We start from the raw sequence: 13,907 nt of genomic DNA on the forward strand, positions 1-13,907 counted from the left end.
GGTGCTCGCGATAGAGCAGCAACAGGCGTGGTCACACTTAGCCGCGTTTCCGCGAGCACCCGCCCCTCACCCCAGCCCTCTTCCCGCAGGGGAGAGGGAGCAAGTGCAATCGCGTCAGCCTTCCTGCGTAACACGCAACACCTCCTCAAGCGTGGTAACGCCCGCTACCGCCTTGGCGATCCCATCCTCGTACATGGTGCGCATGCCCTCGCTGCGCGCGAGGCGTTCAATCTCGCCTGCATCGGCGCGCTGCATCACCAGCCGGCGCAGCGGATCGGTCATCACCAGGAACTCCATGATGGCGCGACGGCCGCGATAGCCGGTGGGATTGGTCGTGCTGGTGCCGGGTTTCCACAAACGAATCGGGCGTTCGTTGGTGTACTTGTGCAACTCGAACTGCTCAATGACTTCGGGCAGCGCGTCATAAGGGATGGCGGTCTCCGGATCCAGTCGGCGCACCAGGCGCTGCGCCAGAATGCCGTTGACGGTGGAACCCAGGAGGTAATCCTCCACGCCCATGTCCAAGAGACGGGTGATGCCACCGGCGGCGCTGTTGGTGTGCAGCGTGGAGAGCACCAAGTGACCGGTGAGCGCCGACTGGATCGCGATGCGACACGTCTCCAGATCGCGCATTTCGCCGATCATGATCACGTCCGGATCCTGGCGCACGATCGAGCGCAAAGCCCCAGCAAAATCCAGCCCGATCTGCGGCTTCACCTGGATCTGGTTGATGCCTTCGATCTGGTATTCCACCGGATCTTCGACCGTGATGATCTTCACGTCGGGCGTGTTGATCTGCGACAGCGCCGTGTACAGCGTGGTGGTCTTGCCCGAACCGGTGGGACCAGTGACCAGCAGGATGCCGTGCGGCCGCTCCAGCACATCGACGAAACGCTGCTGGAAGTTGTCGGTAAAGCCCAGCGACGCAAAATCGAACACCACCGATTCGCGGTCGAGAATACGCATCACCACCGATTCGCCAAAACTGGTCGGCACGGTGGACACGCGCAGGTCCAGCTCCTTGCCCTGCACGCGCAACTGGATGCGCCCATCCTGCGGCAGGCGGCGTTCGGCGATATTGAGCTTGGCCATGATCTTCACGCGCGAAATCACCGCGGCAGTGGAGCTCGATGGCGGCGCTTCCACTTCATGCAGCACACCGTCAATGCGATAACGCACCTTCAGGCGATTTTCGAACGGCTCGATATGCACGTCCGAGGCGCGCTGTTCGACCGCGCGCTGAAGAATAAGATTGACCAGGCGGATCACCGGCGCCTCGGAGGCAAGATCGCGCAAATGCTCCACGTCGTCTTCCACGGCGGCACTGCCGTCGAGGTTCTCCACAATGGTGCCCATCGCCGAGCGACCGGTGCCGTAGTAGCGCTCGATCAGGTCGTCGATCTCCGAGCGCAGGCCAATGCGCATCGCCACCGGCCGACCGGCCGCCAGCTGGATGGCCTGCAGCGGATACGGATCAGCGGGGTCGGAGACGACCAGGCCTAGCCCGTCCTCGCCCACCCGGACAGGCACGACATGCTGCTGCTTGAGGAAGCGTGCGGACACGTCGAGCTCGGCCGGGGGCATATCAGGCGCGTCGCGGGCCGCCAGCAAGGGAATCGCGAGCAATTCGGACCAGGCCTCAGCCAGATCGCGCTCCGAGACCAGGCCCAGCCGGGCCATCAAGCCCGTGAGCGTGCCATCGGGCGACTCTTCGTGAAGACGGCGCGCACGGACGAGATCCGACTCCTTCAGCCGCCCACGGGAGACCAGCAGCGAACAGACCGCTACCTCGCGGCCTTCCGTTGCCGCACCCTCCGCGTTGGCCGCCGGCTTAGCGACTGCCGACATGCATCACCCCGTTTCAAGACTGGTTCCAACCCGGACGTCGCCCCCAACGGCACCGGAGGCGCATTGTTAACACACCCGCCTATACGCGCGCGAGCACGGTTTCTCACCTCGGCTCACTGGTTCGGACCACACCGCGCGGCCAGTGTTCCGCGATTCATGCAAAGGACGGGCAGCGCCAATGGGCACGGCTGCGAGGTACCGGCTCGATCGCCGATTCGCAAGAACTCACCGCCACGCCGGGTGCAAAACGGCAGCGCGGGGTGGTGGATGGCGACGGCAGCGATGACCTGGCTAGCGTCGACCCTTGCGCCATCGCGGGGAGCGCCCGGTTTCTTTCATCACGGGACGCCAGAACATGCAGGCGACGGCCAGGACCATGCCCTCGGCCAGCGAACCCGCCAACTCGGTACGCACCGTCGTTTCTCGCCAGACGATCGCCGTCGCCAGCAAGACGGGCGCAGCCATGGCAAGTCCCTTCAAAGTCGTGACAAGACACAACATGGCGGCTCCTTGGTTCCACGCGCGGGCATCGCCCTGAGGCGCGACGACACCCAGCCAGGCAGCCGGCGTCAGTCGAACGCCGGCTGCCTGCCCCTCACTACCAACCGAAGCTCACGCCCACGGTGCCGCTGGATTCGCCGCCGCCCGCGATGGAGCCGCCGAGCAGCACGGCACCGTTGCCCGGTAGACGATGCGAGTAGCCCACGGCGAGTGCACTCTGTCCGCTATAGCCGCCCACCGCTGCACTGACGCGATTCTCGGTATTGGGTGCGGCGGCGATCGCGCCCGCCATGCCGGCCATGGCGCTCCCCATCGCACCGACGCGATCCAATCGCGTGTTGACAGTGTGGAACTGCTGGTTCACCTGGTCACGGAAGGCGTTGAAATCGCCGGTGGTGGTGAATCCGGTCAGCTTGGTATCGGTATAGGCCTTGGCCGATCTCAGCGTGTTCTGGTCGCCGGCATCGGCATAGGTCTTGGCGGTGACCAGGGCTTCCTGCACCTGCCCAAGGTTTGCCGCGTCGGTCTTTTGCACGCCCGCTGCTACATTGGTGACTTGCCGCTCATGACCCACCGAACCCACGGATACCGAGTTGTCGCGCGTGGCCACTGAGTTGCTGCCCAGCGCCACGGCATTGGTCGCCTTGGCTTGCGCGCTGCTGCCGATGGCCGTGCTGTTGGCACCGGATGCGAGGGCCGATGCGCCGCCGGCGGTGGCGTTGTTTCCGCTCGCCGTGGGCGCGGCAGCGTTGGTTCCGCTGACCTGAAACATGCCGGCCTGGCCGGTGCTCAGGTTGCTGACGTTGGCGATGGTGGCTTCCACCTTGCCCACGCGCGTGCCGAGCTTGTCCACCGCTTGATTGGTAGCGAATAGCTGGCCGCCGTTGACGGCGTCGGTACTGCCGTTGCCCAGCGTGCCGTTGGCCAGGTTGGTGACGACGGTGCCGCTTGCGCCACCGAGCGCCACGGTGGACTTGCCTGCATCGCCGTACATCACGGCGCCGGCCAACGCGTTATTGGCGCTGGCGACAACGCTGTTTAGCTGCGACATGTTGACGGCGTCCGTGGCGCCCATGCCTGCAGCCACGTTGGTGATGCGACGCTCGCCGCCCATCGTGCCCACGGATACCGTATTGGCCTGATCCGACACCGAATAGGCGCCCAGGGCAACGCTGTTTGCCGCCTTCGCCACCGCGTTTACACCGATCGCCACGCTGTTCGCTGCATTGGCAAAAGCGTTGTAGCCCATGGCCGTGGCGTAAGTGGCATTGGTGCCGGCGCCACTGCCAAACGCCGACGAGCCGATGCCCTGAGCCACGGCGTTGCTGCCCATGGCGGTGCTGTTGTTGTCAAAAGCCGCGCTGCCGGCGCCGACTGCGGTGCTTTCAATGGCCGCAGAGACGCTGTTGGGGCCGACAGCCACACTGTCCTCGCCCACTGCCGACGCGTTCACGCCGATGGCTTGAGCGCGATTTGCCCATGCCTGGGAGGAAGCGCCCACAGCCATCGCGTCACTCACATCGCCTATCTTGCTGGCGCCGTCGAGAGTACCGGCCGAAGCGTTGTTGCCAATGGCAAGATTGCGCTTGCCGTCCCCACCGTCGGCCCGGGCGCCAGTGCCCATGGCCTGGTCCAGGTCCGATGAAGCCAGCGCACCGTGACCCACAGCCAAGCTGCCGGCCCCACCGGCGATGCTGGCGTCACCGATTGCCACGCCGTAGGCGGTACCCGAATCCGGGGCATTGGCAAAACTGTAGCGACCAATGGCGACACTGCCGGCACCGTTGGCCTGGGCCTGATAGCCAATGGCAACGGCACCACCGGCCTCGGGGGCACCGAGCAAATTGGCACCTCCCGCATAAGCCTCCACACCCAACGCCATGCTGTTGTTCAATTCCGCCCGCGCGCCTTTGCCCAGCGCGACACTCTGCGCACCTAACGAGCTCGTACCCACACCGAGTGCCATCGAGTTAGTGCCCACCGAATGACTGTTGGTGCCGAGCGCTACGCTGTCGTCACCGTCACCGATGGCACGGAAACCCTGGGCAATCGCACGGGCCCCGTTGGCCGCCGTGTTGACACCCAGCGCGAGGCTGCTGACGCCATTGGCGTACGCGCCATAGCCCATCGCCGAGGCAAAGTCCGCATTGGTGCTTGCGCCGCTACCGATGGCGGACGCGCCCTTGCCCTGCGCCACTGCCTTCGCACCCAAGGCCATGCTGTTGTCGTCGTAGGCCACACTGCCCGCACCCAAGGCGGTGCTCTCGCTGCCATCGGCAAGGCTATGGGAACCCACCGCGCTACTGCGAGCGCCAGCAGCCGTGCTGTTGGTACCGACGGCCATGCTCTCTTCACCGCCCGCCTCCGATTGATAGCCAGCGGCAACGCTATTGATGGCGTTTGCTTTGGCCATGGCACCAACGGCCAGTGCGTGCGTGGCCGTCGCGGCCGCATCTTCGCTGCCGTCGGTGGCGCCATTGGCATCGATGAGATGACCGGCGACGTCCGTGTTGCCGCTAGCGTGCATATCGATATTCGCAACGTGCGTGGGACTGCTGCTGGCTAGGATGGTCTCGTACCCGACCTTCTCTTGGGGGGCATCACCGGCCGTTGCGGACATCGTCGCCAGCAGCAACGCGACGCCTATCGACGGGATCACACCCGATACCTGCCTTGAACCGGTTGTGCCGTTTCGCTTTGCCAACTCCGATACAACGATCAGCTTGCCGAGAGACCGATTCCAGACCTTGCTGTAGATCTTGTTCATTCAACTGCTCCTGATGGGAGCGGCATGGAACTCGCCCTATGACGTGCCAGCGGCGGGACGAATTCCATGTCGTCCGTCTATGTAGTGATGCGCAGAGCCGCGCGCGCAAACCGCGCACGCAAGTGCCGCACAAGATGGTTCGTTCGATGGGGTGTGACGGCTGCGCAGCTCCTGGCGACGCAGCTGCCTGCGTTGTGTCAGGGTTTGTAGCTGGCCTGCACGCTCACTCCGCGATAGGCCTTCACGCCAACCACGCGCAGGTAGTAAGTGGTCGCTTTCGGGACGCTCCTGACGATCACCGATTCGGCGTTGCCCACGTGCACCGAGGACGCATCGAATGACGTCGCCGCCGGCAAGGCTCCTGCCTTCACGTAGAGCGAGACGTCGCCGGTGCCACCTGCGGTACGCATCACCAGCGCGCGTGCGCCAGCGGGAACGTCGATCTTGTAGAAGGCCTCGCTATCCCCATCGCCCTGTTGGCCGGTGAGCGCCACACCGTTCTGAAGCACCTTGGTTTCCGGCGGCGGAGCCGCTTTGCCAACGGCAGCAAACACGGCTGCCTTGGCATCAAGAATGCCCGCACCGAAGGTCTTGAGTGGATCGGGGGCGAAGTGCGGCTTGTGCGCGGTCTTTTTCAGAATGCTGAGCACGTCATCGGGCGAAAGCAGCGGCAATCCAGCGGCCAGGCGCGCGGACTGCATCAAGGCCACGGTGCCGGCCACATGCGGGGTCGCCTGCGACGTACCGGCCATTCCGCCGTATATATCGCCGGCAGGACTTGCCACCGGCGTGGTGTCTCCGCTGTTGAGCGCTTGCCAGGCGAAGCCTTCGGGGTTGAGTTTGGTGCCGGATGCATCCTCGTTCGCAAAGACACCGCCGCCGAAAGCAGCGAGCGCGATGGTGCTGTTGGTGGGAGTGTTGTAGTTGGAGTAGAACGCCAGGCGGCTACCCACACCGATCGACGCCACGCTGATGACACCGGGGCAGCTGGCCGGCGTAAATTCCTCCGCGGGAGCGTCGGAGTTTCCGGCGGCAACCACCACCGCAGTGCCGTTCGCCCGTGCCCTGGCGATGGCCTTCCCGTAAATGCTGGCAGCAGTACACCTACCCCCGCCACCCAAACTCATGTTGATGACTTGAGCGGGATGCTTGTTGTCGGGCACGCCGTCCACATGTCCGCCCGACGCCCAGACGATGGCGTCGGCGATGTCGCTGTCATAGCCACCGCAATGGCCGAGTACACGCACCGGCAACACCTTGGCCTTGTATGCAATGCCCGCCAGACCGATGCCGTTGTTGGTGATCTCCGCGCCGGTAGCGCTGGCGACGTGGGTGCCATGCCAGGAACTGTCATCCCCGTCATCGCCGGGGGAAAGGCAGGCGTCGTCACCCGATGCGTACGGCGCACCCTTGGTCCAGTCACCCAGATCCCAGCCACCTGCCGCACGGCCATCCGTGCCGCGACCGGACATGAAACCGTCGACGATGAAGTCGTAGCCGTCGCCCGCCGACGAAGTGTCGACGTCGGCGTGTTTGACGATACCGGTATCCAACACCGCGATGGTCACACCGGTACCGTCGGCCAGATTCCACGCGCCTGTGATATTTGCGCCACCCCAATTGGCCACACTATTCCCGGCCGCGGTTGGCATACCGTCGCCGGGCAGATAATCCGTCTGATATTTGTCAAACAGCTTGTCGTTGGGAACGAACGCCGCGGGCGCCTTGATGCCGATAGCATGTCGCAGCACGTCGGGCTGCACATAGGCAACCGTGGGATCGGCAGCGATCGCCTGCATGAAAGCGGCAGCTTCGTTTGAGTTCAATTTGCGCGATGTGGTGATGACATGCGCGCCGATGGCCACGGTGCGCTTGTAGGCCACCTTGGGCGCGTGGATGGAAAGCGAAGACTGCGACCTGGCAGCGCGAGCCATGGCTACCGCGGCAGCCTGGCCTGCCGCTACCGGCGCAGTCGGCGTGTCATCGCGATAACGGACGATAAAACGGTTGTAGGTACCGTTGTTTGCCAGCGAGCTGGTATTGATCCGTGCTGAAGCGTCGTTAACGGATGCCGCGCTTTGAGCATGAACCGTCACGCTGAACGAAAGTGCGACGGCAACGGCGGCAGCCAAAGCACTTCGGATGGTGGTGCATTCCATGAATTGAAACCTCCCTGATGATGTCGATGCCGCCTTTCGGCAGCCGGCCTTGCCTCCACTCAAGCTCACGGTTGCCGGCACTGCGAAAGGCAACCAATCCGTTCTTTTGCGGAGACCAAACAACTATCGACGGGCGATCAGGAGACGAACAATCGAATTAGGCGCGCGCAGCTCGCTGCATTTGTCGCCACCCATAGTCAGATTTATCCGATACGGACGCGCATTGCCGCACCGCAGGGAAGCGGGCCTCTGGTGTGCTTCTGGCCGGCCCGATTCTGCTTTCGACGTCATCTTGCTGCGTCCTCATGACGAGGAAACTCCGGAGTAATGCCCTGCTTCCAGATTTTGGCCACGTAACCTGAAGTGCGCGCCGTAGGCGACCAGTGCCGCGAAATGCTGGATGCAATGAGGCGCACATTTCAGCGACGGAGCCAATGACATGCCGTCCGTCAACGTAGTGATGCGTAGAGCCGTGTACGCAAAAAGCCCGCGAGGGCGCCGCACGGGAGAGGGTTCGATTGCATGGCAACTGCGCGGCACTTGGCCACACAGCTGCCACGGTTTCGTCAGAGCTTGTAGGTAGCCTGCACGCTCACTCCGCTATAAGCCTCCACGCCGACTACACGCACGAAATATGTGGTGGCTTTGGGCACGCTCCTGATGATGACCGACTCCGCGTTGCCGACATGCACCGAGGAATAATCGAAGGAGGTGTTTGTCGGCATGCTTCCCGCCTTTACATAGAGCGAGACATCGCCGGTACCACCCGCGGTGCGAATCAACAATGATCGCGCACCGGCAGGTACGTCGATCTTGTAAGTCGCCTCGCTGTCGCTGTCGCCCTCTTGCCCGGTGAGCGGCACACCGTTCTTCAGCACCCTGGGGTCCGGCGGCGGAACGGCCTTGCCTACAGCCACGAATACGGCGGCTTTCGAGTCGAGAACGCCCGCACCGAATGTCCTGCCCTTGGTGACACCGGCATGCGGTTTGTGTGCCGTCTTCTGCAGGATGCCAAGGACATCGTCCGGCGTGAGCAGCGGCAGGCCAGCAGCCAGACGAGCCGATTGCATGAGGGCAACGACGCCAGTCACATGCGGTGCCGCCTGCGATGTTCCCGCCATCCCACCATACGCATCGCCACCAGGGCTTGGCACCGGCTTGGTCTTTCCGTTATTGACGGCTTGCCACGCAAAACCCTCGGGATTGAGTTTGACGCCTGACGAGTCATCCTTGGCATAGACGCCACCGCCAAAAGCAGCAAGCTTGACGATGTTCTGCTCGGGTCCGTTGAAGTTGGAGTAGAACGCCAATCCGCTACCCACGCCAATCGAGGCCACCGTGATGACACCGGGGCAACTCGCCGGCGAATACCCCACGGCCTCGCTGCTACTGTTGCCAGCAGCAACGACGATGCTCGTGCCATTGGCTCTTGCTTTGGCGATGGCCTTGGCCGTCGAGCTGGCGTCGCTGCACGAGCCATCGCTACCCAAACTCATGTTGATGACCTGCGCCGGATGCTTGTTGTCAGGAACACCATCCACATGCCCGCCTGAGGCCCAGACGATGGCGTCGGCGGTATCGCTGACGTAACCGCCGCAATGCCCGAGCACTCGCACCGGCAGCACTTTGGCCTTGTATGCGATGCCAGCCAAGCCGACGCCGTTGTTGGTGATTTCCGCGCCCGTGGCGCTGGCGACATGGGTCCCGTGCCACGAACTGTCATCCCCATCCTCAGGAAGAACGCAGGGATCGTTGCCTGACGAATACGGCGCGCCGGTGGTCCAATCGCCGAGATCCCAGCCACCTGCCGCGCGGCCGTCCTTGGATCGGCCGGAAACATATCCGTCGGAGATGAAATCGTAACCGTCGTCCGCCGACGAGGTGTCGACATCGGCGTGCTTGACGATACCTGTATCCAACACCGCGATGGTCACGCCGGTGCCGTCTGTCAGATTCCAAGCGCCGGTAATGTTGGCTCCGCCCCAGTTCGGCACGCTACTGCCGCCCGATGTCGGAAGACCGTCGCCCGGCAGGTAGTCCGTCTGGTACTTGGCGAACATGGGATCGCTGGGAACAAAGGCGGCGAGCGCCTTGATGCCGATGGCGTGTTGCAGCACATCCGGCTCGACATAGGCGACACTCGGATCGCTGGCGATCGCTTGCATGAAGGCGCTTGCCTCGCTCGGGTTCAACTTGCGCGAGGTGGCGATGACATGCGCACCTATGGCCAATGGCCGCTTGTACGTCACTTTCGGCGCATGGACGGACAGTGAAAGCTGCATCCTGCCGGCGCGCGTCATCGCCGCAGCGGCAGCCTGGCTTGCCACGACCGACGCGGTGGGCGCGTCATCGCGATAGCGGACGATAAAGCGGTTGTAGGTACCGGAGTCTTCCAGCGAGCTGGTGTTGATCCGCGCCGAGACGTCGTTGACGGACGCCGTGTTTTGAGCATGAACCGTGATGGTGAACGACAGCGCTAGAGTAACGGCGGCAGCCAATGCGCTTCTTGTGATGATGCACTCCATGAATTGAACCTCCCTGATGATGTCGGTGCCGCCTTTCGGCAGCGAGCGTTGCCTCGACCCAAGCTCACGTCAGTCCCGCCATCCCCATGGCGAGACCTCCAGCCACTTGCGAAGACCGAACGACTATCAACGGGCGACCAGTAAGCGAACAATCGAATTAGGCGCGCGCGTCTCGCTACCATTGGCGTCGCGAGTGGTCGGATTTGTCCGATACGGATGCGCATTGACGCATCGCGGTCGACCAGGTGCCTGGTGGGATCGCCAGTCAGCCGGCTCCTATGCCCAATATCGTCCAGGATCGTTCTCACAGCACGGAAACTCTGGGAAAATGCCCTATTCCCAGACCTTGGCCAGGCCATGCAACTCGTCGATATTGGCGCCAATCTCACCCACGAATCCTTTCGGCACGACTTTGATGCCGTGCTCGATCGTGCAAAGCAACATGGTGTCGTCCAGCTGGTGGTGACCGGCGCTTCGCGCGACGGAAGCACGCATGCCTTGGCCCTGGCCCGGGCGCACCCTGGCACGCTCTATGCCACGGCGGGCGTGCATCCGCACCACGCGATCGATTACGGCGACGCCACCGATGCGCTGCTGCGCGAGCTGGCGGCGCATGCGGAAGTGCGCGCCGTGGGCGAAACCGGGCTGGACTACAACCGCAACTATTCCCCGCGCGATGTACAGCTGGCCGTGTTCGAGCGGCAGTTGCAGATTGCGGTGGACGTGCAGAAGCCGCTATTCCTGCACCAGCGCGATGCGCATCATGATTTCATCGCCCTGCTGCGCCGTTATCGCGACAAAGTGCCGGCCGTGGTCGTGCACTGCTTTACCGATACCGGCGAGGCGTTGCGTGATTATCTCGCGCTCGATTGCCATATCGGCATCACTGGCTGGATCTGCGACGAGCGACGCGGCACGCATCTGCGTGAGCTGGTGAAGGAGATTCCCGCCAACCGCCTGCTGATCGAAACGGATGCGCCGTATCTGTTGCCGCGCACGGTCAGGCCGCAGCCGTCGCATCGGCGCAATGAGCCGATGTTTTTGCGGCATATCTGCGATGAGATTGCGCGGGATCGCGGCGAGTCACCTGAGCAGACTGCCGCGAACAGCACGGCGGCCGCACGCGCCTTTTTTGGATTGCCTACCGACTGATGCACAAAGGCCCCGCCATGGCGGGGCCTTGATCTGGCGCACGCGTAGCAGTCGTCAACCGACCACGCGCGTGCTTCCCGGTGCGAGTCCATCCAGCGCATACGGCCCGATACGTTCGCGAATCAGGCGCAGCGTGGGAAAACCCACCGCCGCCGTCATGCGCCGCACCTGCCGGTTGCGTCCTTCACGCAACGTGATGCGCAGCCAGCTGGTGGGTATCAGCTTGCGAAAGCGCACGGGTGGATCGCGCGGCCATAGCCACTCGGGCTCGCTCGCATGTTCCGCGGGCGCAGGCAGCGTGGGGCCGTCATTGAGCACAACGCCGCGACGGAGCGCATCGATCGCTTCGTCGGTGATCTGTCCGTCGACCTGTACCAGGTAGGTCTTGGGTTCTTTGTGCCGCGGGTCGGTCAGCGTATGCGCCAGCCGGCCGTCGTCGGTCAGCAGCAGCAGACCTTCGCTGTCGTGATCGAGCCGTCCGGCCGGATAGACGTCTTTTTGCTTGACGAAGCCAGCCAGCGTGGGACGCCCATCCGCATCGCTGAACTGGCAAAGCACACCATAGGGTTTGTTGAGCGCAATCAGCATGCAGCGCGCGCAGCGATCCGCCGAACGACGGATCGCTGCTCTCTCAGTGTGACGAAGCCGTCGCTGTGTCCGGCTTCACGAAGCGCAGCGTCATGCGGTCCGATTCGCCGATGGCCAGGTACTTCGCACGATCCTGCTCACCCAGGGTCAGCGTGGGCGGCAGCGTCCAGACACCCTTGGGATAGTCCTTGGTGTCCTTGGGGTTGGCGTTGATCTCGCTCGATTCCTGCAGGCGGAAGCCTGCGTCGGTGGCGAGCTTGATCACGACGTTGGTGGGCAGGTAACCGCTGTTCTTCACCGCATCCAGGCTGGCGTTGTCGGCGGCGCGGTGATCTTCCACGCCCAGCACGCCGCCGGGACGAAGCACGGCAAAGAAGGCCTTGAACATGGCCGGCGCCGTATCGGCTTCCACCCAGTTATGCACGTTGCGGAAGGTCAGCACCATGTCCGCCGAACCGGCCGGGCCAAACGAGGGCGCCTTCGGGTCGAATTCCACCAGCTGCGCCTTGCCGTAATGCGCGGGGTCGGCAGCGAACTTGGCCTTCAGGGAATTCAAATCGCGGCTAGCCTCGCCATCGGCGGCGGGCTTGGAGGTGGCGGCGATGTAGTGGCCGTTGTTGCGCAACAGCGGCGCGAGGATTTCGGTATACCAGCCGCCGCCCGGGGTGATTTCGATGACGGTGAGATCCGGTCGGATGCCGAAGAACTGCAGCGTGCCCTTGGGATGGCGATAGACGTCGCGCGCCTTGTGGTCCTGCGCACGCCAGTCGCCCGCAATCACCTGATCCAGCTGGGAAGCCGTGAAGTCAGTGGCGCTGGTGGGTGGCACCAGGGCGCCGGCTGGCTGGTCCTGCGCCTGCGCGTTGGCGGGTGTGGAGTTGCCACTGCAAGCGGCCAGCAGCACCACGGCCAGCCCAAGAAACACACGGCTATTCATTGAAAACCCCTATTGAACGTCTGAAAGGCGCACGCAGCACCGCGCGTGAGCTTGCCGGCCACGATGTATACAAAGGGTGGAAATGCGGAGGTTTTCCACCCCTGGGTGAAACTAGCTAAACACGGGAAGCTGGAGGCGGTCTTTCGCGGCCTCGGGCGGTCTCGGGGAGGCGCCGGTGCTGCCGCTCAGTAATGAATGACCGAGCGGATCACCTTGCCCTCATGCATCAGATCGAAGGCCTCGTTGATGCTCTCCAGCGGCAACACCTTGGTGATCATCTCGTCGATCTTGATCTCACCGGCCATATAGCGGTCGACGTAGCCGGGCAGCTGCGAACGGCCCTTCACACCGCCGAATGCGGAACCGCGCCATACGCGGCCGGTCACCAGCTGGAACGGACGCGTGCTGATCTCCTGGCCCGCACCGGCCACGCCGATGATGATCGACTCGCCCCAACCCTTGTGGCAGCACTCCAGCGCCGAGCGCATCACGTTGACGTTGCCGATGCACTCGAACGAATAGTCCACGCCGCCCTCGGTGAGATCGACGATGACCTGCTGGATCGAGGTGTCCGCATAATCCTTCGGATTGACGAAATCCGTGGCGCCCAGCGCACGCGCCATCTCGAACTTGTCCGGGTTGGTATCCACCACCACGATGCGGCCGGCTTTGGCCATCACCGCACCCTGCACGACCGACAGGCCGATGCCGCCAAGGCCAAACACCGCCACGCTCGCGCCCGGTTCCACCTTGGCAGTGTTGAGCACCGCACCGATGCCGGTGGTGATGCCGCAGCCGAGCAGGCAGACCTTCTCCAGCGGCGCGGCCTTGTTGATCTTGGCCAGCGAGATTTCCGGCAGGACGGTGTATTCGCTGAAGGTGCTGGTGCCCATGTAATGCAGCAGCGGCTTGCCGTTGAGCGAGAAGCGCGACGACCCGTCCGGCATCACACCGCGACCCTGGGTGACGCGGATCTTCTGGCAGAGGTTGGTCTTGCCGCTGAGACAAAACTTGCACTCGCCGCATTCGGGCGTGTACAGCGGAATCACGTGATCGCCCACTTTGAGCGAGGTGACGCCCTCGCCCACTTCTTCCACGATGCCGCCGCCCTCGTGGCCGAGGATCACCGGGAACTGGCCTTCCGGATCGGCGCCCGACAGCGTGAACGCATCGGTGTGGCACACGCCGGTCGCCACGATGCGCACCAGCACTTCACCGGCCTTGGGTCCGGCCACATCGATCTGCTCGATGGACAGAGGCTTGCCTGCTTCCCAGGCGACGGCGGCGCGCGATTTCATGGCTTGGATCCTTGAGGGCTGTGGTGGGGAATGCGAATGATGAAGGGTTGGGGCGGGATGTGAAACTGTCGGGTACGTCGACTTTGGTGCATGCCGCTACCTTGTAGGAGCGCACTTGTGCGCGACAACCTC

The 13,907-nt window shown here is 63.6% G+C and carries 9 protein-coding genes; 1 reads left to right on the forward strand and 8 read right to left on the reverse strand.

All coding sequences use genetic code 11. The annotated features are described in order from the left end of the window. Positions 1-114: 114 nt before the first annotated feature. The 5 genes from gspE to AB4Y82_RS14905 all read right to left on the reverse strand — a co-directional run bounded on the left by gspE (position 115) and on the right by AB4Y82_RS14905 (position 9,800). Positions 115-1,848: a type II secretion system ATPase GspE gene (gspE, locus tag AB4Y82_RS14885; protein ID WP_441602803.1), complete on the reverse strand. Its 1,734-nt coding sequence runs from the start codon at positions 1,846-1,848 to the stop codon at positions 115-117. A 291-nt stretch (positions 1,849-2,139) separates the two neighbouring features. After that, positions 2,140-2,313 (reverse strand): hypothetical protein, encoded by a 174-nt coding sequence (locus tag AB4Y82_RS14890; RefSeq protein WP_441602802.1) that lies wholly within the window; start codon positions 2,311-2,313, stop codon positions 2,140-2,142. 133 nt (positions 2,314-2,446) lie between these two features. Further along, on the reverse strand, positions 2,447-5,116 hold the full coding sequence (locus AB4Y82_RS14895; protein ID WP_441602801.1) for an ESPR-type extended signal peptide-containing protein: 2,670 nt from the start codon (positions 5,114-5,116) through the stop codon (positions 2,447-2,449). A 197-nt stretch (positions 5,117-5,313) separates the two neighbouring features. Continuing rightward, on the reverse strand, positions 5,314-7,275 hold the full coding sequence (locus tag AB4Y82_RS14900) for a S8 family serine peptidase (RefSeq protein ID WP_441602800.1): 1,962 nt from the start codon (positions 7,273-7,275) through the stop codon (positions 5,314-5,316). 566 nt (positions 7,276-7,841) lie between these two features. Continuing rightward, positions 7,842-9,800, reverse strand: coding sequence for a S8 family serine peptidase (locus AB4Y82_RS14905; protein WP_441602799.1), 1,959 nt, complete (start codon positions 9,798-9,800; stop codon positions 7,842-7,844). A 357-nt stretch (positions 9,801-10,157) separates the two neighbouring features. Here AB4Y82_RS14905 and AB4Y82_RS14910 point away from each other — a divergent pair, with 357 nt between their 5' ends. Beyond that, the gene (locus tag AB4Y82_RS14910; RefSeq protein ID WP_441602798.1) at positions 10,158-10,952 is read left to right on the forward strand and encodes a TatD family hydrolase; all 795 of its coding nucleotides are present in this window, start codon (positions 10,158-10,160) and stop codon (positions 10,950-10,952) included. Between the two features lie 54 nt (positions 10,953-11,006). Here the strand turns inward: AB4Y82_RS14910 and AB4Y82_RS14915 are convergent, their stop codons facing one another. From AB4Y82_RS14915 to AB4Y82_RS14925, 3 genes are all read right to left on the reverse strand, one after another. Continuing rightward, on the reverse strand, positions 11,007-11,540 hold the full coding sequence (locus tag AB4Y82_RS14915) for a pseudouridine synthase (RefSeq protein WP_441602797.1): 534 nt from the start codon (positions 11,538-11,540) through the stop codon (positions 11,007-11,009). Between the two features lie 43 nt (positions 11,541-11,583). Continuing rightward, positions 11,584-12,477, reverse strand: a complete 894-nt coding sequence (locus AB4Y82_RS14920) for a class I SAM-dependent methyltransferase (RefSeq protein ID WP_441602796.1) — start codon at positions 12,475-12,477, stop codon at positions 11,584-11,586. Between the two features lie 185 nt (positions 12,478-12,662). Continuing rightward, positions 12,663-13,775: an S-(hydroxymethyl)glutathione dehydrogenase/class III alcohol dehydrogenase gene (locus tag AB4Y82_RS14925; RefSeq protein ID WP_441602795.1), complete on the reverse strand. Its 1,113-nt coding sequence runs from the start codon at positions 13,773-13,775 to the stop codon at positions 12,663-12,665. Positions 13,776-13,907: the final 132 nt, after the last annotated feature.

The organism is Dyella sp. 2YAF14 (genome assembly GCF_052114725.1).
GTDB lineage: Bacteria > Pseudomonadota > Gammaproteobacteria > Xanthomonadales > Rhodanobacteraceae > Dyella.

What these genes read in the sequence shown, in the direction of transcription:
- gspE (WP_441602803.1), bottom strand. Translation starts at nt 1,848, where the DNA reads ATGTCGGCAGTCGCTAAGCCGGCGGCCAACGCGGAGGGTGCGGCAACG.
- AB4Y82_RS14890 (WP_441602802.1), bottom strand. Translation starts at nt 2,313, where the DNA reads ATGGCTGCGCCCGTCTTGCTGGCGACGGCGATCGTCTGGCGAGAAACG.
- AB4Y82_RS14895 (WP_441602801.1), bottom strand. Translation starts at nt 5,116, where the DNA reads ATGAACAAGATCTACAGCAAGGTCTGGAATCGGTCTCTCGGCAAGCTG.
- AB4Y82_RS14900 (WP_441602800.1), bottom strand. Translation starts at nt 7,275, where the DNA reads ATGGAATGCACCACCATCCGAAGTGCTTTGGCTGCCGCCGTTGCCGTC.
- AB4Y82_RS14905 (WP_441602799.1), bottom strand. Translation starts at nt 9,800, where the DNA reads ATGGAGTGCATCATCACAAGAAGCGCATTGGCTGCCGCCGTTACTCTA.
- AB4Y82_RS14910 (WP_441602798.1), top strand. Translation starts at nt 10,158, where the DNA reads ATGCAACTCGTCGATATTGGCGCCAATCTCACCCACGAATCCTTTCGG.
- AB4Y82_RS14915 (WP_441602797.1), bottom strand. Translation starts at nt 11,540, where the DNA reads ATGCTGATTGCGCTCAACAAACCCTATGGTGTGCTTTGCCAGTTCAGC.
- AB4Y82_RS14920 (WP_441602796.1), bottom strand. Translation starts at nt 12,477, where the DNA reads ATGAATAGCCGTGTGTTTCTTGGGCTGGCCGTGGTGCTGCTGGCCGCT.
- AB4Y82_RS14925 (WP_441602795.1), bottom strand. Translation starts at nt 13,775, where the DNA reads ATGAAATCGCGCGCCGCCGTCGCCTGGGAAGCAGGCAAGCCTCTGTCC.